Here is an 18,837-nt window from a genome sequence, read left to right as displayed (position 1 = left end):
TTAATTATTTTTCATTCCTGGCCATTTCCACCCTAAAGAGGTCTATTCAAAAATAAAGATAATATGTTAACAATATAGGCAGAGACACCTGGCACCCGCCACACACAACAACAAGAAAGGTAGCCCTAATGCTTCTGCCCCGTTCGCTGACGGTGAGTGCCGGCCTGTGCGCCGCATTCACCCCCTACCTGGCCCAGGCCGAGTTCATCAAGGACAGCAAGGCCAGCCTTGAGACGCGCAACTTCTATTTCAGCCGCGACTTTCGCCAGAGCGGTGCGCCGCAGAGCCAGGCGCGGGAGTGGGCCCAGGGTTTTATCCTGAAAATGGAGTCGGGTTTTACCGAAGGCACCGTAGGCTTCGGCCTCGATGCCCTGGGTGAGCTGGGGGTCAAGCTCGACTCCAGCCGCGACCGCCGTGGCACCGGCCTGCTGCCCTTTGGCGCCAGCCAGGAGCCGGTCGACGACTACAGCGAGCTGGGCCTGACCGCCAAGCTGCGCGTCAGCAAGACCACCCTCAAGCTCGGCACCCTGCAACCGATGCTGCCGGTGGCGGCGATCAACGACGTACGCCTGCTGCCCTCGACCTACAGCGGCGGCCTGCTGACCTCGCAAGACATCGACGGCCTGACCTTGAACCTCGGTCGCCTGGAAAAGCAGAACCTGCGCGACTCCTCGAGCAACGACGAGATGAGCTATGCCGGGGTCGAAAGCAACCACCTGGACCTGGCCGGCGGCACCTACGCGATCAACCCGCGCCTGGCCGTCAGTTACTACTACGCACAAATGCAGGACATCTACCGCCAGCACTACGCCGGACTGGTCCACGACCTGCCCCTGGCCGAAGGCATCAACCTGCGCAGCGACCTGCGCTACTTCGACACCCGCGAACAGGGCAGCCACAACCTGCGCGCAACCTCACGGGTCGATGGTGGCAAGATCGACAACCGCTTCTTCAACGGCATGCTGACCCTGGGCGTGGGCGCGCACAAGTTCGGCCTCGGTTACCAGAATCTTTCTGGCGACGGCGATTTTGCCTACCCGGGCCTGGACCCTTATTCGGTCAACCTGGTCACCGTCAACGTCTTCACCAAGGCCGAGACCGATGCCTGGCAAGCGCGCTACGACTACAACTTCGCCGCCCTCGGCCTGCCGGGCCTGAGCTTCATGACGCGCTACGTCAACGGCAGCCATATCGAGACCGCCAGTGTCAGCGGCGGCAAGGAATGGGAGCGCGATACCGACATTGCCTACGTGGTGCAAAGCGGGCCGCTGAAGAATGTCAGTGTGCGCCTGCGCAATGCCACCTTCCGCTCCAGCGGCGGCTTGACCACCGATATCGACGAGAACCGCCTGATCGTCGGCTATACCCTGGCCCTCTGGTAAACACGGGTGGCGGCAGTGTGAAAACAACCCTTTATAAGTTTTTTGGGAATGCTTATCATCTGCATCATTTTTTCGGGATGCAGCCAGGATGAGCGCACCGCCGTCACCGCCCAATGCCGAGCTCGGCCAGCTCTACCAGCACCATCACGTGTGGCTGCAACACTGGTTGCGCCGGCGCCTGAGCTGCCCGCAGCGCGCCGCCGACCTGATGCAGGACACCTTCGTGCGCATCCTCGCTTCCTCCGAGGCGCTGGAACTGGTGCGCTTGCTGCGTGAGCCGCGCAATTACCTGGTAACTGTGGCGCGGCGGGTGATGATCGATCATTTCCGCCGTCAGCAACTGGAACGCGCCTACCTCGAAGCCCTGGCCGCGCAGCCGGAAGCCGAGCAGATCTCCACCGAAGAGCAGGTGTTGATTCTGGAAACCCTGCGGGAAATCGACCAACTGCTGGCAGGCTGTGGCGCCAAGGCGCGCAAGGCGTTTCTGATGGCCAACTGGCTGGGCATGACCTACGTGGAAATCGCCGCTGCCTTGGGCGTGTCGCTGACCACGGTGAAAAAATACCTGATCAAAACCACCGAGCGCTGCCTGCTGCTCGCCTTCGATGCCCAGCCATGACTGACCGCGAACGCCAACGCCAGGCCCTCAAAGCCGCCGCCCGCTGGCATGTGCAACTGGCCGCCGGCGATGCCCCGGCCGAACTGCAGCAGGCCTGGCAGGTGTGGCTGGCCAGCGCCGCCGAGCATCGCTGGGCCTGGGCACGGGTCGAGCAGTTGCAGGGGCGCCTGGCCAGTGTGCCGGGGGCGCTGGCCTTCGACACCTTGCAACGCAGTGAAGCCCAGGGCCTGCCCCGGCGCAGTGTGCTCAAAGGCCTGCTGCTGGCCAGCGGCCTTGGCCTCGGTGGCTGGGCCAGCTACCGCAGCCAGCCGGCGCAGCAGTGGCTGGCAGATGAGCACAGCGCCACCGGCGAAATCCGTCACCTGAACCTCGCCGACGGCAGCCAGCTGGTGCTCGATACCGCCAGCGCCGTGGACATCCGCTTCGATGATCAGCAACGCCTGATTCGCCTGCGCCACGGGCGGATTTTTCTTACTAGCGGCAAAGACGGCCGCCAGCGCCCGTTGCGGGTGGAAACCGCCGAGGGCCTGGTCGAAGCCCTGGGCACGCGCTTCAGCGTTGATCAGCGCGAGGCCGCCAGCCGGGTCGAAGTGTTCGAGCATGCGGTGCGCATCAACCCGCGCCAGGCCCCGGCACGACGCCTCGAGGCCGGCCAGCGTTGCCAGTTCGACAGCCATGCGGTGCAGGCCGCGCAGGCCGTCGCCAGCAGCGAAGCGGCCTGGACCGGTGGGCACCTGATCGTCGAGGACTGGCGCCTGGGCGAGTTGCTCGACGAACTCGGTCGCTACCGCCCTGGGCTGTTGTCCTACTCCAGCGAGCTTGAAGGGCTACGGGTTTCCGGGACGTTCTCGCTCACCGACAGCGATGCGGCGCTGTCGGCCCTGGCCACCTCGTTCAAGCTCAAGGTGCGTCGTTACAACCGCTTCTGGGTCAGTGTCGACCTGAGTTGAATTTTTTCAGCCAGGGGGGTGCCTGTTTTTTTTCGTTCGTCCGCCTCTGTAGGAAATAATCTCATTTGCGAACGAAGAGGATTTCCATGCAACCCCGCTTCCCCCGTGCCCCCCTTCCCCAGTTGATTGGCCGCCATCTGCTGGCTGCCGCCCTGGCCCTGCCCCTGCTGCCCATCACTGTTGCCCAGGCGGCAGAGAGCGACAGCGCCAGCAGCGGCCAGGTCTTTGCCATCGAAGCAGGTTCCCTGAGCCGGGTGCTGGGCAGCTTTGCCGCAGCCGCCGGGGTCAACCTGTCGTATGACGCGCAGTTGACTGCCAGCCTGCACAGCCCGGGCCTGCAGGGCCGCTTCGGGGTGCTCGAAGGCTTGAGCCGGATCCTCACCGGCAGCGGCCTGCAGGCTTACCGCCAGGCCGATGGCAGCTACTCGCTGCGCCCGCTGCCGGCCAGCAACGGTGCGCTGGAGCTGGGTGCAACCACCATTGGCGCCAGCACCTTGCAGGCGCCGATGGAAACCACCGATAGCTTCACCGCGCGCCAGGTCAGTTTCGCCAAGGGCGAGCATTCGCTGCGCGAAACGCCGCAATCGGTGACGGTCATCACCCGCAAGATGATGGATGAGCAGAACCTCACCACCCTCGAACAGGTGATGGAGAAAACCCCGGGGATCACCGTGCACGATTCGCCCATGGGCGGTAAATACTTCTACTCGCGCGGTTTCATGCTCGCCGGCCAGTACCAGTACGACGGTGTGCCGCTGGACCTGGGTGGCAACTATGTACAGGCCAACAGCTTCGCCAGCGACATGGCTTACTACGACCGCGTCGAAGTGCTGCGCGGCGCCGCTGGCATGCTCAAGGGCTCGGGCAGTTCCGCCGGCGGGGTCAACTTCATTCGCAAACGCGGGCAGGAAAAGGCCGCCACCAGTGTCAGCCTTTCAGCCGGCTCCTGGGACAACTACCGCGCCCAGCTCGATACCGGCGGCCCGCTGAACGAATCCGGCAGCCTGCGCGGCCGCCTGGTGGTCGCCGGCCAGGACCGCCAGTACTTCTACGACATGGGCAAGCGCGACGACCAGGTGGTCTACGGCGCCCTCGACTACGACTTCAACGACGCCACCACCCTGGGCATCGGCGCCGCCTACGAGAAGCTCAATGCCACCCCCTGCTGGCAGGGCCTGCCACGCTACAGCGATGGTTCGGACCTGAAACTGTCGCGTTCCACCTGCCTGGGCGCGACCTGGAACAGCTGGGAAAGCCAGCGGGTCAACCTGTTCGCCGACCTTACCCACCACTTCAACGACAAGTGGCTGCTGAAAGTCGCCGCCATGCACAGCCACAACACCCAGGACATGCAGTACGCCATGACCCTGGGCAGCGTGCCGGTCGGCAGCACTTCGGCCAACAGCCAGCTGTACTCCGGCGTGTTCGACTACGACCAGCACGACTACGGCATGGATGCCTACCTGGACGGCAAATTCACCGCCTGGGGCCTGGAGCACGAGCTGATCGTCGGCGCCAACGCCAGCCGGGCCAAGGGCAGCGACAGCTACGCGCTGATCAACATGACCCAGCTGATGGGCGTGACCATGAACCCCTTCGCCCCCGACCGCGACATTCCCAAGCCGTCAGACAGCCTGTACCAGACGGCCTCCTACCGTGGCGGCCCGCTGCCGGTGGAAAGCGACACCCGGCAGATCGGCACCTATGCAACCTTGCGCCTGAAACTGGCCGAACCCCTGACCCTGGTGCTTGGCAGCCGGGTCAGCTGGTACCGCAGCCAGCGCGACTCCTACACCCAGGCCTGGGACTACTGGCAGCACGACCGCAGCCAGGAAAACGGCCAGGTCACACCGTTCGCCGCACTGATCTACGATCTGGACGAGACCTGGTCGGTGTACGGCAGCTACGCCGACATCTTCCAGCCCCAAGGCACTTACACCGATGCCCAGGGCAGCCCGCTGCAGCCCAAGACCGGCGCCAACTACGAGCTGGGGATCAAGGGCGAATGGCTCGATGGCGGCCTGAACGCGGCGTTCAACCTGTTCCGCACCATCGAGGCGCACCGCGCCGAAGCCGATTACGACTCGGTGTGCGCCGGCTCCTCCGACGGTTACTGCTACAGCGACAAGGGCAAGGTCCGCGCCCAGGGCTTCGAAGCCGAGCTCAGCGGCGAGCTGGCCGAACGCCTGCAGGTGCTGGCCGGCTACACCTACACCGAGCTTGAGTACCTCAAGACCAACAGCACCAGCCAGGACGCCACCTTCACCGCCAGCTACGTACCGCGCCATCTGCTGCGGGTCTGGGCCGACTACCAACTGGACGGCCCGCTGCAACGCTGGAGCCTGGGCGGCGGGGTCAATGCGCAAAGCGACAACCACTACCAGGACCGCGCGGCGAAAACCGAACAGCCCGGCTATGCGATCTGGAACGCGCGCGTGGGTTACAAACTGGACGACAACTGGAGCATTGCCGTCAACGGCAACAACCTGTTCGACAAGCACTACTATTCCAGCGTCGGCGCCCTGGCCTGGGGCAACTTTTATGGTGAGCCGCGCAACTTCATGGTGACCCTGAAGGGCGATTTCTAAAAAGGCAGTTAAACAGTCGGCGGCGATGAATCAAGCGCCCGTCGCCGACTACCGCTCACGCGAACTGATAGCGAAACGGTCGCAGACAATTGAGGAAATCAGGTCGGCATAGCGCGCACGAAAACTGCCCTCCACCCGTAGATACTGTGAATCGTCGCCTTTGTCGACAGTGACATTTAGCGTGCCGTAGGGCAGACGTAAAACGCCACTTTGAATTATCCGAATGTCGTCTACTTTCGCCAGATCAAAAGAGTACGATCCCGAGACCGGAATGCGACGGTGGGGAATGAATATCGAAACAGGCACCCGGGCCTGAAACACCAAGAACACGCCTTCCAAGCCCATGGTCACTGAGAACGCATCGGCAACCAATGCTGTTTCGTTGTAACCCACCCGCCACGTGCCCTTGAACTCATTACCCGAGCGGCTGCCCGCAAGCGATGCGTTGGCCGGCGCGGCCTCGCGTTCTCGGCTGGTGAAGAGAAAATCAGGACATTCAAACGTTGATTTCCCATCGATCAACACGCTGGAAAAACGTCCAGCATAAAAACCAATCAATGCCTGGTCCGTCAACTTTACATCGACCGTCAACATGCCCTGCTCGATGGGCACTTGGGCGCCGCCCATCCAGATACTAACGTCCGAGCCTCGATGCAAATTGAACTGGTAATGTCCCGCGTTTGGAATACAGACAAACGGGATGCTGATCATGACCGTTTGCAATCCCCCCCCGGCGATCAAAAAGACCCCCTTGAAACCATAGAGAAACTCGAAGGTCTGGGCCCGAATTTCATATGTCTCATCCCAGATATGCAGTGAAGCCTGTAAATAGGAAGTACTCTGCGGAGCAGGAGGTTGCATCTCAAGTTCGGTTGCCGAAGCAATTGCTGCGTACTCTGAGTCTTTCATCACGTAATCCTCTGAGTGCCGGGCCAGGTGGCTGACAGCGTCAGGGTAGGTCTGGTGAAACTCATCAGTAAACTGGCAAAAATGCCAGGTCCATGGTTGTCGAAGCAAAAGTGCGAGAGCACATAACGAGCTGCAAATAATTATTATTTGCAGCCTTACTGTTTTGCCAAGGGCTTTCCTACGGCACAATACCCAGTATGTTCACCTGCCCTGGATAGCCCATGACCACCGCAACGGACCCTGCCGTGCTCGACCATAGCGAGCGCTCCCCCTTTGACCTGCGCCCGCTGCTGGCGGCGAACATGGCCTGCACCATGGCGATGATGGCGTTCGTCTCGTTGATCGGCCCGATTGCCCGCACTCTCGGCCTGGCCACCTGGCAAGCCGGCGCGGCGGTAACGGTTGCCGGGGTGATCTGGATGCTCCTGGCCCGCCCCTGGGGCCGTGCCAGTGATCGCCTGGGGCGGCGCAAGGTGTTGCTGCTCGGCACCGCGGGTTTCACCGTCGCCTACTGGGCGTTGTGCCTGTTCATCGATACCGCCTTGCACCTGCTGCCCAGCGCCGCCCTGGCCTTTGCCGGGCTGGTGCTGGGCCGCGGCCTGATCGGCGCCTTTTACGCGGCGTTGCCGGTCGGTGGCGCGGCGCTGATCGCCGACAATATCGAACCCCGGCACCGCGCCCAAGCCATGGCTTCGCTGGGGGCGGCCAACGCTTTCGGCCTGGTCATCGGCCCGGCCCTGGCGGCGGTGCTGGCGCGCTTCAGCCTGAGCCTGCCGTTCTATGTAATGGCGGTGCTGCCGATGCTGGCGTTTGTGCTGCTGCTCAAGCTCAAGCGCCAGGAACTGCACCTCAAACAGCCGCCACGCCCGGTGCGCCTGGCCGACCCGCGCCTGCGCCGGCCACTGCTGGTGGCCTTCGTGGCGATGCTCAGCGTGTCGGTGGCGCAGATCACCGTCGGTTTCTTCGCCCTCGACCGCCTGGGCATGGCCCCGGCCGATGCTGCGCAAACCGCTGGCGTCGCCCTGACCATGGTCGGCGTGGCGTTGATTCTGGCGCAGATCCTGGTGCGCAAGCTCGAATGGCCACCGCTGCGGATGATCCGCGTCGGCGCCAGCATCGCCGCCGCAGGCTTTGCCGCCAGCGCCCTGGCCACCAGCGCCGTGGGCCTGTGGGCGTGCTTCTTTTTCTCGGCCTGCGGCATGGGCTGGGTGTTCCCGGCGTTTTCGGCGCTGGCGGCCAACGCCATGGACGCCTCCGAGCAAGGCGCCACGGCCGGTTCCATCGGCGCCGTGCAGGGCCTGGGAGTGGTCATCGGGCCGCTGGCCGGGACCCTGATCTACGCCGTCGATCCGCGCCTGCCGTACCTGATTGTTGCGGCGCTGCTGCTGTTGGTCGGGCTGTGGCCGCAGCCGAAAAAGCCCGCCTAACAGGTGGGCCGCTAAAGCCGGTTCGAATGTGTTTTAATGCCTCGCCCAAAATTTTTGACACATAAGGCGGCTATGGACACGGGGACACGACTCAAACTGGTGCGTGAACGCAACAAACTCTCCCAACGGGAGCTGGCTCGGCGCAGTGGCCTGACCAACTCGACGATCTCGCAGATCGAGCAGAATCGCGTCAGCCCTTCGGTCAGTTCCCTGAAAAAGCTGCTTGAAGGCATTCCGATGTCGTTGGCGGAGTTCTTCAGTTTTGACGAGCCGATCCGCGAAGAACGCTTTGTGTTCCGCTCGACCGAACAGCCCGACCTGGGCAACAGCGGCCTGCGCATGCTGCTGGTCGGGGCCAGTGTCGAAGGCCGGCAAATGCGCATGTTGCGCGAGCTGTACGCGCCGGGCGCCGACTCCGGCGAGCCGATCGTGCACGCCGAGGGCGAAGAGTGCGGCCTGGTGACCCGTGGCACCATCGAATTGCGGGTCGATGGCCAGGTCAGCATCCTCAACTCCGGTGACGGCTACTACTTCCCCACCACCCTGCCCCACAGCTTCAAGAATATCGGCCAGGATGAGGCCGAGATCATCAGCGCCAACACCCCGGCGAACTTCTGATGGTGCGATCGCGGGTCTTGCCCGCTCCTACAGGACCTGTGTAGGAGCGGGCTTGCCCCGCGATGAACCTTGCTGCTACATCCAGCCTAGCCACTGCCACCAGGTCGCGGCAAATACCAGCATCAGCCCATAACCGATCAGGGTGACGATAATCCCCACCCGGGCGAACTGTTTGGCGGTGAAAGTCTCGGTGCCCAGGCAGACCATGTTCTGCGGCGCGTTGATCGGCAAGATAAAGCCGTAGCTGACCACAAAGCCCAGGGCCATGGTCATGCCCAGGCGGCTGAAGTCTCCCGGCAAGGTCTGCAACACCGCAATCAAAATCGGCAGCAGCGCCGAGGTCAGGGCGGTGGCGCTGGCAAAGCCCAGGTGAATCAGAATCAAAAAGGCCGCAAGGATCGAGAACACCCCCAGGGTACCCAATTGATCCAGCCCGGTATGGGCCACCACTTGCGCGCCCAGCCATTGCCCGGCCTGGGTGGTAAGCAAGGTAGTACCCAGGCTGATGCCTACCCCGAAGACAATCACCGTGCCCCAGGGAATGCGCGCCTGCACATCTTTCCAGGTCATCACCCCTACCCGTGGCAGCAGCAGGATCACCAGCCCGGCATAGGTGGTCGAAGTGGTGTCAAAGTGATGCAGCTTGCCCTCGGTGGCCCAGGCCAGCAGCAGCAACAGCGACACGCCCAACAGACGTTTCTGCGCGCCGCTCATCGGCCCGAGCTCGGCCAGGGTCTTGCTTACTGCCGCCTTGCCACCCGGAATCGCATCGCTTTCGGGCGGCAGCATTTTCAGCACCAGGACGATCAGCACCACCGACATGATCACTGCCCACGGCGCGCCAGCGATCAGCCAGTCGATCCACGACACCCGCGCACCGAGCATCTTGTCCATGAAGCCGACGGTCAGCAGGTTCTGCGCCGCGGCAGTCTGGATGCCGATGTTCCAGATGCTGGTGCCCTGAGCGACGATGATCATGATCCCGGCAGCGATGTTCGAGCGTTTGTCGACACCAAAGGCAGCGATCACCCCCATCATGATCGGCACCACGCAGGCACTGCGCGCAGTGGCGCTGGGCACCACCAGGCTGAGCAGCACGGTGACGGCCACCGCCCCCAGAAGGATGCGCCGGGTGCTGACGCCGATGCTCGACAAGGTCACCAGGGCGATACGCCGGTCCAGCCCGGTGTGGGTCATGGCCGCGGCGATGAACAAGGCACCGACTACCAGGGCCAGGGCACTGTTGGAAAAACCGGTCAGGGCCAGGGTGATGGCGGCCGAGGAGCCGTAGATCACCGAAGGGTCGGCCACCGTCGGCGCCGTGCCGAGCAAAAAGGCCATCAGCGAGGTAATCATGATCGCGCTGGCTTCGTACGACACCGCTTCGCTGATCCACACCACCACGGCAAAAGCCAGAATCGCCAGCACCCGGTGACCGGCCACTGGCAGGTCGGCGGGCATCGGCAGCAACAGCACCCCGACCAGCGCTGCGATACCGACCAGCAGGCCAATCGGCACGCGGGCTCTGGCGGTTTGTGAGACAGGCACATTGGCCGGCGAATTCATCGGTAACTCCCTTTAGAACATGTGCGGCCATGATCGCGCAGATCGCTTTTGCGCAGACTGATACGCATCAATGCCCCGAATTCGAGGCATTGTCCGACAAGATGTAGTGCCTTTAAAAAAACACTACAAAACCTGTTGACGCCGTTCGTCGCCCCTTGCATGATGAGGTCGTCTCCCCGATCGGGGGTACTGGCAAGGGTGTTCCAGGCAGCTCGACAGATCCATGAGCTGTGTGCGGATGGGTACTGCCCAAAAGGCAGCGTGTAGAAGCCCCCAGTTGTGACGCTGCTGTAGCAGCTTTCATTTAACGCTACATGTTATGCGCCAAGTGTGAACAAACAACGAATGGTCAAGGGGGCTTTATGATGAATCTGAACAATCAACCGACTGTTGAAGAACTGGCCCGGCTGTTCGCCGCGCGCAAGGACACTCTCGACAGCCACATCCTCTGGGTTTGCAAAACCGGTGAAGTTCACCTGGACAGCCTGGAAACCATGAGCGACGAAGCCGAGTTCGAAGAACGCAAGCCGAACATGCGTGCCCGCCTGAAGATGTACCGTCGCGGCCAGGGCTACGTTGGCAAAAAGGCCGCCGCCGACACCCAGTATGTCGGTCGGGTTCTGCAGACCCTGCAAAGCGAGTGGGCTGCGCTGCAGAACAAGCCTGGCGTCGCGGTGATCGACCGTCTCTGCTAAGGGTCGCTGGGGTGCGGCACTGCCCCAGCCACGCTTGAGCCCAATCCACGCGGATTGGGCTTTTTTATTTATGGCGGTACAGGGCTAGAATGTCCCTCTTTGCGCCAAGAACCCGCTTATGACCCACCCCACTTTCGGAACCGACGATGCATCCTACCAGGCCGCCGGAGGCATCGACGGCCTGCGCCGCCTGGTCGATGACTTCTACCGCTTGATGGATGAAAACCCCGAGGCACGGACCGTGCGCCAGATGCACCCGCAAAGCCTGGAAGCTTCGCGCGACAAGCTGGCGTGTTTTCTCAGTGGCTGGCTCGGCGGCCCGCGGCTGTTCAGTGAGCGCTATGGCCCGATCGCCATCCCGGCCTTCCATGCCCAATGGCCGATCAATGAAAGCCACAGCGCTATCTGGTTGGGCTGTATGCAACAGGCGATTAACCTGCAGGAGTATTCTGCAGAATTTGCCGAGTACCTGTTGCGCCAACTGCGCGTGCCGGCCGAACGCATCGTCCAGGCCAGCCGCGCCCGTCACCCTCAGGCCTGACGGCGCAGCGGCGCCTTCTCCAGTGGCAAGGCACCGGTGGCCAGCGCCCTGGCGCGGTCAACGCCCCAGACCATGGCGCGGGTCATGGTCTCGCCGGGGCGATTGTCGTGGTACTCCTCGACCAGCGCCTTGCCCTGGCGCGTATAGATGCCGAGGAACAACTGAGTGGCGCCGGTGCGCGACAGCCTCACCTGAACGTCGATACTGGTGCCGTCGCTGAGCTGTTCGTCATGGCTGCGGCTGTGCAGTTGTGCGTCAGCCCAGTTCCAGTAGGTCTCTTCCCTGATACGCATCGAATGGCTCCTGTATTGATGGCGGCATTAGTAAGGCACACAACCCGGCATCAGGCGAGCGCCAGCCGCGCAACCTTTGCGCAAGGTCAAACAATGCAAAAAAAACCCCGCCGTTGGGCGGGGTGGTGGTCGATTCGTTTACTTCTTCGCTGGCAAGCGCGGGGTGAACTTACCCTTCTTGCTGCGCTGTAGCGCGTTCAGGCGCACCTGCGCATCATCCAGCGTCATGTTGGCAAAGCCCAGGCGATAGCCGCTCTGGCCACAGCGCACCACACTGTTGATGGGAAATTCGTCGCCCTGGTCCTCAATGTAGGATTCAATCATGCCCCAGTCTCCCTCCGATGGCGGACCAGTACCGGCAAGCAGATGATTGCCCAGAAAAGTACTGACCCTGGTGACTCTGAGACTAGCCGGTCATTTGTGGACCGCACGGGCAAGAACAAAAAAGCCCGACCAATGGCCGGGCTGTTTTGTCGCACCCCTGGCGTTTACCTGAGCTTCACCGCGGTACCGGTAACGAACACCACGACCATGCCGCCACGGGCCGAGGGCATGCTGATTTCATAGTCCAGGCCGACCACCGCATCGGCCTGCAGGCTGCGCGCGCGGGCGCGGATTTCGTCGGTGGCCTGGATGCGCGCTTCTTTCAACGCACTTTCCAGGGTTTGCGAACGGCCACCGAAAAAGTCGCGGAAACTGGCGAACATATCGCGAACCACGTTGATACCCTGAACCGACTCGGCGCTGACCACATCCAGATAGGCGGAAATTTCCCGGCCTTCGATGGTCCCTGTGGTGGTAATGATCATGCTGCTCTCCTTCGGCCTTGCCTGTCAGCCGCCCGCAATTGAGCGGGCGGAAAAAGCGCGATGGTAACAAAACCGTCGGCCGCTGCGTGGCCATTTATACAAGCAATTGGTTGTGTAATACATGCCAGCCACCTAGACTCCCCTTCCATTGCCGCCTTACTTGCGAAGGAGTCGCCGATGAACACCGCCCACCCTCAGCCCGCGTCATGGGCCGAACTGCTCCACGGGCGCAATGCCCTGCGCTCGATCGCCCTGGCCGGCGGCGTCGCCCTGCATGCAATCAACGTCTATATCGTCACCACCATCCTGCCCACAGTGATCGCGGATATCGGCGGCCTGGCCTTTTATGCCTGGAGCACCACGCTGTTTGTCGCCACCTCGATCATCGGCTCGACCCTCTCGGCGCAATTGATCGAGCGCCTGGGCGCGCGGGAGGCCTTTCTCCTGGCCCTGGCGGTGTTCAGCCTGGGCTCGGTGATCTGCGCCGCCGCGCCGAGCATGCCGGTGCTGCTGATCGGTCGCAGCGTCCAGGGCCTGGGCGGCGGTATCCTGTTCGCCCTGAGCTATGCCCTGATCCGCTTGATCTTCGATGAGCGCCTGTGGCCCCGGGCCATGGCCATGGTCTCGGGCATGTGGGGCGTGGCCACCCTGTGCGGGCCGGCGGTAGGCGGTATCTTTGCCCAGGGCGGCCACTGGCGCTGGGCGTTCTGGTCGCTGCTGCCAGTGGCGGCGCTGCTGGCGCTGATCGTCATCAACCAGTTGCACGGCAAGGTGGCTGCCAGCACCCGGGCCACTCGCCCACCCTATGGCCTGATTGCTTGCCTGGTCGCCTCGGTGCTGGCGATTTCTGCCGCCAGCCTGGCCCAGCAACTGCTGTGGAACCTGCTCGGGATTGGCGCGGGCCTGGCCATCGCAGTGCTCATCGCCCGCCTCGACCACCAGCCCGAGCGCCGCTTGCTGCCTTCTGGTGCTTATTCCCTGGGCACCTCACTGGGCAAGTTGTATGCGGTGATGTGCCTGTTGATTGCGGCAGTGACCACGGAAATTTTCGTCCCCTACTTCCTCCAGGCCATTCACGGCCTCAGCCCGCTGGCCGCCGGCTACATGACCGCGGCCATGGCGGCGGGCTGGACCCTGGCCGCGCTGTGCAGCGCCAGCCGCACCGGTGAGGCCGCCGAGCGCATGATCCGCGTCGGCCCGGGCATCGTCCTTGCGGCCCTGCTGGGGCTGGCGTTGATGACCGGCCAGCAGGCCTGGCTGGGCAGCACTGGCGGCCTGGCCGTGTATTGCCTGGCGCTGGCCGGCGTGGGCCTGGGGATCGGCCTGGGCTGGCCGCACCTGCTGACCAAGGTGCTCAGCGCCGCGCCACCCGGTGAAGAAAACCTGACCTCGGCATCGATCACCACCGTGCAGCTCTACGCCACGGCGCTGGCGGCAGCCCTGGCCGGGGTGGTCAGCAACAGTGCCGGGCTGGTCGAGCCGGGCGGCGTCGCTGGCGCGCAACAGGCCGCGACCTGGCTGTTCGCGGTGTTTGCCATCGCGCCACTGCTGACCTGGCTGTTGGTCTGGCGCCTGACTGGCACTGCACCCAAGGTCATGGCCCGATGAGCCTCAGCAACCTCGATAGCGCCTCAAGCGCCGAGCGCATCCTGTTCCTGCTCAAGACCCGCGGCGCGTTGAAAACCACCGACCTGGCCAGCCTGCTGCAGATCAGCTTCGAGGCCACGCGCCAGCACCTGCAGAAGCTGCAGGCCGCCGGGCAAATCAATGGCATCAGTGTCCCGAGCACTGGCGCCGGGCGGCCTTCGCAAAAGTGGATGTTGACCGACGCCGCCCAGCGGCGCTTTCCCGACACCCACAGTGTGCTGACCCTGCAACTGATCGACAGCGTCGAACAGGTGTTCGGCCCCGAGGGGGTCGACCAGCTCATCAGCCGCATGGAAGCCAGCAGCCGCGCCGAATACCAGCAGGCCTGCAACCAGGCCCAGGGGCTGGAAGACAAAGTGCGGGTGCTGGTGCAACTGCGTGAGCGGGCCGGCTACATGGCCCAGATGCAGGCCTGCGGCGACGGCTGGCTGATCATCGAAAACCACTGCCCGATCTGCGTGGCCGCCAGCCGCTGCCAGGGGTTTTGCCGCTCGGAGCTGCAGGTGTTCCAGGCCGCGCTCGGTGAGCAGGCGCAGGTGGAGCGCTGCGAACACCTGCTGAGCGGTGATCGGCGTTGTGTCTACCGGGTTATGCCGGCGTAATCACCCACGGCTAGGCCATCCGCGCCAGCAACAACTGGCGCAGGCGCGGGCCGAAGACGTTGATCAACAGCCCGGCCATCACCAGCAGCGCGCCCCAGCCTTGCAGCGGGGTCAGGCGCTCGTCCAGCAGCAAGGCCGAAGAGCTCAGGCCCACCACCGGCACCAGCAACGAAAACGGCGCCACCTTGCCGGCCGGGTAGCGCGACAGCAGATGGCTCCACAGGCTGTAGCCGAGCATGGTGGCGATAAACGCCAGATAGGCCAGCGCCAGCACCGAGCTCCAGCCGATGCCGCGCAGCGAGCTTTCGATCCGCTCGGGGCCTTCCAGCCACCACGACAGCGCCAGAAACGGCAGCGGCGGTACCAACCCGCCCCAGATCACCAGGGCCACCAGGTCGATATTGCTGAAACGCCGGGTGATGATATTGCCCATGGCCCACATCGCGGCGGCGCACAGGGTCAGCAGCAAGGCAAAAAACGGCACGCTGGCGCCGTTTTCGCTGCCGATCAGGGCCAGGCCGCCGGCGGCCACCAGCAGGCCCAGTACGCTGGCCGCGCGCAGCCGCTCGCCGAGGAAGATCGCGGCAAAAAACAGGGTGAAGAACGCCTGGGATTGCAGCACCAGCGACGCCAGCCCCGGCGGCATGCCATTGCCCATGGCCTCGAAGAGAAAGGCGAACTGGCCCAGGGAGATGGTCGCGCCGTAGGCAATCAGCCAGCGCCAGGGCAACTGCGGGCGCTTGACCAGCAGCACCGCCGGAAACGCCACCAGGGCAAAGCGCAAGGCACCCAGCAACATCGGCGGCAAGCCATCGAGGCCGACCTTGATCACCACGAAATTGACGCCCCAGGCGACAATCACCACCAGCGCCAGCAGTAAATCCTTTAACGGCATGCTTCCCTCAACGGCTTTGTAATATTTCGCAACAGCATAACCTTATGCACGAAATCATCGCAGCATCCATCGCGACGGATGGACGCCGCAAAGCCGACACCTCCACTTGACTGTATTTGTATATACATGCTCATATCTGTTTCAGTCGCCCGCCTGCGTTCGGCTGGCGACCCGACCGCGACAACACAACAATAGGCGGAGATCCCGAGCAATGACCCAGGCCAATGCCTCGCGCAGCAAGCCCCTGATCGAGCGGCGCTCGATCGACTACATCCCGGAAAACGAACGACACGGACGCCTCTACAGCCAGTTCACCCTGTGGCTGGGTGCCAACCTGCAAATCACCGCAATCGTCACCGGGGCCCTGGCCGTGGTGCTCGGTGGCGATGTGTTCTGGTCGCTGATCGGCCTGCTGCTCGGGCAACTGGTCGGCGGCGCGGTCATGGCCCTGCACGCCGCCCAAGGGCCGAAACTCGGCCTGCCGCAGATGATCTCCAGCCGCGTGCAGTTCGGGGTGTACGGCGCGGCCATCCCGATTGCCCTGGTGTGCCTGATGTACCTGGGCTTCACCGCCACCGGCACGGTGCTCTCGGGCCAGGCCATCGGCCAGTTGCTGAGCGTCAGCGACAGCGCCGGCATTCTGATTTTCGCCGGGGTCATCGTCCTTGCCACGGTGTTCGGCTACCGCATGATCCACTGGATCGGCCGGGTGGCCAGCGTGCTGGGAATCATCGCCTTCGTCTACCTGTTCAGCCGCATCATGGTCATCAGCGACATCGGCCAGTTACTGGAGAACCGCCACTTCAGCTGGGCCTCGTTCCTGCTCGCGGTGTCGCTGTCGGCGTCCTGGCAGATCTCGTTCGGCCCTTATGTCGCGGATTATTCGCGCTACCTGCCGAGCAACACCTCATCGTTCAAGACCTTCCTCGCCGCAGGCCTGGGCTCGGTGGTCGGCGCCCAGGCGTCGATGGTCCTCGGGGTGTTTGCCGCGGCGATTGCCAACGGCCAGTTCTCCGGCCGTGAAGTGGCCTACATCGTCGGCCTGGGCGGTACCGGCGCCACGGCCGCGCTGCTGTACTTCAGCATCGCCTTCGGTAAGGTGACCATCTCGACTCTCAACTCCTACGGCAGCTTCATGTGCATCGCCACCATCATCAGTGGCTTTCGCGGGCACATCGAAGTCACCCGCCGTCAGCGGCTGTTCTTCGTCCTCGCCATCGTTGGCGCTTCGACGTTGATCGCCCTGCTCGGCCAGCATTCGTTCCTGGCCGCGTTCAAGTCGTTCATCCTGTTCCTGCTGACCTTCTTCGTGCCCTGGAGCGCGGTCAACCTGGTGGACTACTACTTCATCACCAAGGAGCGCTACGACGTGCCGGCGCTGGCAGACCCCAACGGCCGCTACGGGCGCTGGAACCTGCCTGGCATCATCGTCTACACCATCGGCGTGCTGGTGCAGATGCCGTTCATTTCCACCAAGCTCTACACCGGCCCGATGGTTGCCCACCTGGGCGGCGTTGACCTGTCGTGGATCATCGGCCTGATCGTACCGAGTGTGCTGTATTACCTGGTGGCGCGGCGCAAGGCTGCCGATGCCCCGGCGCAGATGATCCTGCCGCAAACCAGCCAGTCCTGAAACAAAAAGGCCGAGCCCCATCACCGGGGCTCGGCCTGTTTTTGTTCCTGCCCTTCATAGCTTGGCGATCGACACCTCGGTGGATTTGACGAAGGCAATCACTTCGCTGCCGACCCGCAGCTCCAGCTCGTGCACCGAGCGGGTGGTGATCACCGAGGTGACGATGCCGGCGGAGGTCTGTACGTCGATTTCCGATACCACCGGGCCTTCGATGATCTCCTTGACCGTGCCTTTGAACTGATTGCGTACGTTGATCGCCTTGATGGTCATGTGCTGCTTCCTCGTCCTGGGGTGCACTGCCGCGCAGTGCTTGAGGTGCAGATTGCGCTCGAGCGAATAAAATTAAAAAGAATAAATACTTACGAATATAGAACAAAACGAAATATACAAATCGACATATCGAAAGACCTACAAGTTATTTATTTTCAGTTTTTTAGATCCTTTAGCATCGGTGCCAATCCTCATCGAGCAAGTGAGCGCCACCTTTGCACCGCACTCCATCGACCCCTTTGCACATCGCCCGGGAACTGGCCAGCGAGTTCGCCCGCAACGCCGTCGAGCGCGACCGCCAGGGCGGCACGCCCAAGGTTGAACGCGATGCCATCCGCAGCAGCGGCCTGCTGGCCTTGAGCATCCCCCGCGAGTTCGGTGGGCTGGGCGCCAGCTGGAGGCAAACCTTCGAGGTGGTTCGTGAATTCGCCCGGGTCGACAGTTCCCTGGCCCACGTGTTTGGTTTTCATCACCTGATGCTCGCCACCGTGCGCCTGTTTGCCACGCCCACGCAGTGGCAGCCGTGGTTCGAACTGACCGCGCGCAAGAGCTGGTTCTGGGGCAATGCCCTCAACCCGCTGGACACCCGCACGGTGGTCAAGGACCGTGGCAGCTTTCGCGAGTTCTCCGGTAAAAAAAGCTTCTGCTCCGGCGCCAGCGATTCAGAGATGCTCATCGCCTCGGCGGTGGACGAGAGCGCCGGCGGCAAGCTGCTGATTGCGGCGATCCCCAGCGGGCGCACCGGCATCACCCTGCACAACGACTGGCACAACATGGGCCAGCGCCAGACCGACAGCGGCAGCGCCAGCTTCGAACGGGTACGGGTGGAAGAAAGCGACCTGCTGCTCGACCCCGGTCCCTTGAGCACGCCGTTCGCCTGCCTGCGGCCGCTGATTGCCCAGCTGCATTTCGCCAATATCTTCCTCGGCATCGCCGAGGGCGCTTTCGAAGAGGCCCGGGATTATGCCCTGCGCGAGTCGCGGCCATGGTTCAAATCGCTCGCCGAACAGAGCAGCGCCGACCCGTATGTACTCAAGCATTTCGGCGACTTCTGGGTGCGCCTGCAGGGTGCGCGGCTGCTGGTTGACCAGGCCGCCCAGGAGCTGGACCAGGCCTGGGCCAAAGGCGCAGCGCTGAGCGCCGAACAACGCGGGCGCCTGGCGGTGAGCATCGCTACCGCCAAGGTCGCCGCCAGCCGCGATGGCCTGGAGATTTGCAGCAAGGTGTTTGAAGTCACCGGCGCCCGCGCCACCCAGGCCTCGGTGGGCCTCGACCGGCACTGGCGCAACCTGCGCACCCAGAGCCTGCACGACCCGCTCGACTACAAGCTGCACGAACTCGGTGAATGGGCCCTGCGCGGGCAATTGCCGACTCCGACCTTCTACTCATAGTG

19 protein-coding genes are annotated in these 18,837 nt (G+C 63.2%); 12 read left to right on the top strand and 7 right to left on the bottom strand.

The window, feature by feature from the left end:
- The first annotated feature begins 128 nt into the window (after positions 1-128).
- The 4 genes from BLR26_RS13640 to BLR26_RS13625 all read left to right on the top strand — a co-directional run bounded on the left by BLR26_RS13640 (position 129) and on the right by BLR26_RS13625 (position 5,539).
- The gene (locus BLR26_RS13640; RefSeq protein WP_093381349.1) at positions 129-1,382 is read left to right on the top strand and encodes an OprD family porin; all 1,254 of its coding nucleotides are present in this window, start codon (positions 129-131) and stop codon (positions 1,380-1,382) included.
- Positions 1,383-1,470: 88 nt separating this feature from the next.
- Positions 1,471-2,001 carry a sigma-70 family RNA polymerase sigma factor gene (locus BLR26_RS13635; protein WP_045194244.1) on the top strand — a complete coding sequence of 177 codons (531 nt, stop codon included), beginning with the start codon at positions 1,471-1,473 and terminating at the stop codon, positions 1,999-2,001.
- A complete protein-coding gene (locus BLR26_RS13630) occupies positions 1,998-2,951 on the top strand; it encodes a FecR domain-containing protein (RefSeq protein WP_093381347.1) in 954 nt (317 codons plus the stop codon). Before BLR26_RS13635 ends, BLR26_RS13630 begins: the two co-directional genes overlap by 4 nt.
- Positions 2,952-3,037: 86 nt before the next feature.
- Positions 3,038-5,539: a TonB-dependent siderophore receptor gene (locus BLR26_RS13625; RefSeq protein WP_093381344.1), complete on the top strand. Its 2,502-nt coding sequence runs from the start codon at positions 3,038-3,040 to the stop codon at positions 5,537-5,539.
- 48 nt (positions 5,540-5,587) lie between these two features.
- Here the strand turns inward: BLR26_RS13625 and BLR26_RS13620 are convergent, their stop codons facing one another.
- Complete coding sequence (locus tag BLR26_RS13620) at positions 5,588-6,448, bottom strand: hypothetical protein (protein ID WP_093381341.1); 861 nt, start codon at positions 6,446-6,448, stop codon at positions 5,588-5,590.
- Between the two features lie 221 nt (positions 6,449-6,669).
- On the opposite strand from BLR26_RS13620, the gene BLR26_RS13615 reads away from it, so the two are divergent.
- Positions 6,670-7,875 carry an MFS transporter gene (locus BLR26_RS13615; RefSeq protein ID WP_093381339.1) on the top strand — a complete coding sequence of 402 codons (1,206 nt, stop codon included), beginning with the start codon at positions 6,670-6,672 and terminating at the stop codon, positions 7,873-7,875.
- Between the two features lie 72 nt (positions 7,876-7,947).
- On the top strand, positions 7,948-8,493 hold the full coding sequence (locus BLR26_RS13610) for a cupin domain-containing protein (RefSeq protein ID WP_010226800.1): 546 nt from the start codon (positions 7,948-7,950) through the stop codon (positions 8,491-8,493).
- A gap of 75 nt (positions 8,494-8,568) precedes the next feature.
- Here BLR26_RS13610 and BLR26_RS13605 read toward each other — a convergent pair whose 3' ends face one another.
- Positions 8,569-10,059, bottom strand: a complete 1,491-nt coding sequence (locus BLR26_RS13605; protein ID WP_093381336.1) for a DASS family sodium-coupled anion symporter — start codon at positions 10,057-10,059, stop codon at positions 8,569-8,571.
- 362 nt (positions 10,060-10,421) lie between these two features.
- Here BLR26_RS13605 and BLR26_RS13600 point away from each other — a divergent pair, with 362 nt between their 5' ends.
- Together BLR26_RS13600 and BLR26_RS13595 are read left to right on the top strand one after the other, a co-directional pair.
- Entirely contained in the window at positions 10,422-10,754 is a 333-nt protein-coding gene (locus BLR26_RS13600) for a hypothetical protein (RefSeq protein WP_283817199.1), read from the top strand.
- Positions 10,755-10,872: 118 nt separating this feature from the next.
- The gene (locus BLR26_RS13595) at positions 10,873-11,295 is read left to right on the top strand and encodes a group II truncated hemoglobin (protein WP_093381334.1); all 423 of its coding nucleotides are present in this window, start codon (positions 10,873-10,875) and stop codon (positions 11,293-11,295) included.
- On the opposite strand, the gene BLR26_RS13590 is transcribed toward BLR26_RS13595, so the two are convergent.
- The 3 genes from BLR26_RS13590 to BLR26_RS13580 all read right to left on the bottom strand — a co-directional run bounded on the left by BLR26_RS13590 (position 11,286) and on the right by BLR26_RS13580 (position 12,397).
- Positions 11,286-11,588 (bottom strand): hypothetical protein, encoded by a 303-nt coding sequence (locus BLR26_RS13590; protein WP_045194260.1) that lies wholly within the window; start codon positions 11,586-11,588, stop codon positions 11,286-11,288. The genes BLR26_RS13595 and BLR26_RS13590 overlap by 10 nt on opposite strands.
- 138 nt (positions 11,589-11,726) lie before the next feature.
- Positions 11,727-11,912, bottom strand: a complete 186-nt coding sequence (locus BLR26_RS13585) for a hypothetical protein (protein WP_045194262.1) — start codon at positions 11,910-11,912, stop codon at positions 11,727-11,729.
- Between the two features lie 164 nt (positions 11,913-12,076).
- Entirely contained in the window at positions 12,077-12,397 is a 321-nt protein-coding gene (locus tag BLR26_RS13580) for a YbjQ family protein (RefSeq protein WP_045194264.1), read from the bottom strand.
- Positions 12,398-12,574: 177 nt separating this feature from the next.
- On the opposite strand from BLR26_RS13580, the gene BLR26_RS13575 reads away from it, so the two are divergent.
- Together BLR26_RS13575 and BLR26_RS13570 are read left to right on the top strand one after the other, a co-directional pair.
- Entirely contained in the window at positions 12,575-14,005 is a 1,431-nt protein-coding gene (locus BLR26_RS13575) for an MFS transporter (RefSeq protein ID WP_093381331.1), read from the top strand.
- Positions 14,002-14,646, top strand: coding sequence for a helix-turn-helix transcriptional regulator (locus tag BLR26_RS13570; RefSeq protein WP_045194267.1), 645 nt, complete (start codon positions 14,002-14,004; stop codon positions 14,644-14,646). Before BLR26_RS13575 ends, BLR26_RS13570 begins: the two co-directional genes overlap by 4 nt.
- 10 nt (positions 14,647-14,656) lie before the next feature.
- On the opposite strand, the gene BLR26_RS13565 is transcribed toward BLR26_RS13570, so the two are convergent.
- On the bottom strand, positions 14,657-15,541 hold the full coding sequence (locus BLR26_RS13565) for an EamA family transporter (RefSeq protein WP_045194269.1): 885 nt from the start codon (positions 15,539-15,541) through the stop codon (positions 14,657-14,659).
- 211 nt (positions 15,542-15,752) lie between these two features.
- On the opposite strand from BLR26_RS13565, the gene BLR26_RS13560 reads away from it, so the two are divergent.
- Positions 15,753-17,174, top strand: a complete 1,422-nt coding sequence (locus BLR26_RS13560) for a purine-cytosine permease family protein (RefSeq protein WP_093381328.1) — start codon at positions 15,753-15,755, stop codon at positions 17,172-17,174.
- A 54-nt stretch (positions 17,175-17,228) separates the two neighbouring features.
- Here BLR26_RS13560 and BLR26_RS13555 read toward each other — a convergent pair whose 3' ends face one another.
- Complete coding sequence (locus BLR26_RS13555; protein ID WP_010227092.1) at positions 17,229-17,444, bottom strand: TOBE domain-containing protein; 216 nt, start codon at positions 17,442-17,444, stop codon at positions 17,229-17,231.
- Between the two features lie 215 nt (positions 17,445-17,659).
- Between BLR26_RS13555 and BLR26_RS13550 the strand changes: the two genes are divergently transcribed.
- Entirely contained in the window at positions 17,660-18,835 is a 1,176-nt protein-coding gene (locus BLR26_RS13550) for an acyl-CoA dehydrogenase family protein (protein WP_093381325.1), read from the top strand.
- The last annotated feature ends 2 nt before the right edge of the window (positions 18,836-18,837 follow it).

Source organism: Pseudomonas sp. UC 17F4, from assembly GCF_900101695.1.
Classification (GTDB): domain Bacteria; phylum Pseudomonadota; class Gammaproteobacteria; order Pseudomonadales; family Pseudomonadaceae; genus Aquipseudomonas.
The sequence above is the reverse complement of the archived record's forward strand: the minus strand, read 5'-3'. Positions and strand labels throughout refer to the sequence as shown.

Coding starts and splice junctions, on each gene's coding strand:
- BLR26_RS13640 (WP_093381349.1), top strand. CDS start 129: ATGCTTCTGCCCCGTTCGCTGACGGTGAGTGCCGGCCTGTGCGCCGCA.
- BLR26_RS13635 (WP_045194244.1), top strand. CDS start 1,471: ATGAGCGCACCGCCGTCACCGCCCAATGCCGAGCTCGGCCAGCTCTAC.
- BLR26_RS13630 (WP_093381347.1), top strand. CDS start 1,998: ATGACTGACCGCGAACGCCAACGCCAGGCCCTCAAAGCCGCCGCCCGC.
- BLR26_RS13625 (WP_093381344.1), top strand. CDS start 3,038: ATGCAACCCCGCTTCCCCCGTGCCCCCCTTCCCCAGTTGATTGGCCGC.
- BLR26_RS13620 (WP_093381341.1), bottom strand. CDS start 6,448: ATGAAAGACTCAGAGTACGCAGCAATTGCTTCGGCAACCGAACTTGAG.
- BLR26_RS13615 (WP_093381339.1), top strand. CDS start 6,670: ATGACCACCGCAACGGACCCTGCCGTGCTCGACCATAGCGAGCGCTCC.
- BLR26_RS13610 (WP_010226800.1), top strand. CDS start 7,948: ATGGACACGGGGACACGACTCAAACTGGTGCGTGAACGCAACAAACTC.
- BLR26_RS13605 (WP_093381336.1), bottom strand. CDS start 10,059: ATGAATTCGCCGGCCAATGTGCCTGTCTCACAAACCGCCAGAGCCCGC.
- BLR26_RS13600 (WP_283817199.1), top strand. CDS start 10,422: ATGATGAATCTGAACAATCAACCGACTGTTGAAGAACTGGCCCGGCTG.
- BLR26_RS13595 (WP_093381334.1), top strand. CDS start 10,873: ATGACCCACCCCACTTTCGGAACCGACGATGCATCCTACCAGGCCGCC.
- BLR26_RS13590 (WP_045194260.1), bottom strand. CDS start 11,588: ATGCGTATCAGGGAAGAGACCTACTGGAACTGGGCTGACGCACAACTG.
- BLR26_RS13585 (WP_045194262.1), bottom strand. CDS start 11,912: ATGATTGAATCCTACATTGAGGACCAGGGCGACGAATTTCCCATCAAC.
- BLR26_RS13580 (WP_045194264.1), bottom strand. CDS start 12,397: ATGATCATTACCACCACAGGGACCATCGAAGGCCGGGAAATTTCCGCC.
- BLR26_RS13575 (WP_093381331.1), top strand. CDS start 12,575: ATGAACACCGCCCACCCTCAGCCCGCGTCATGGGCCGAACTGCTCCAC.
- BLR26_RS13570 (WP_045194267.1), top strand. CDS start 14,002: ATGAGCCTCAGCAACCTCGATAGCGCCTCAAGCGCCGAGCGCATCCTG.
- BLR26_RS13565 (WP_045194269.1), bottom strand. CDS start 15,541: ATGCCGTTAAAGGATTTACTGCTGGCGCTGGTGGTGATTGTCGCCTGG.
- BLR26_RS13560 (WP_093381328.1), top strand. CDS start 15,753: ATGACCCAGGCCAATGCCTCGCGCAGCAAGCCCCTGATCGAGCGGCGC.
- BLR26_RS13555 (WP_010227092.1), bottom strand. CDS start 17,444: ATGACCATCAAGGCGATCAACGTACGCAATCAGTTCAAAGGCACGGTC.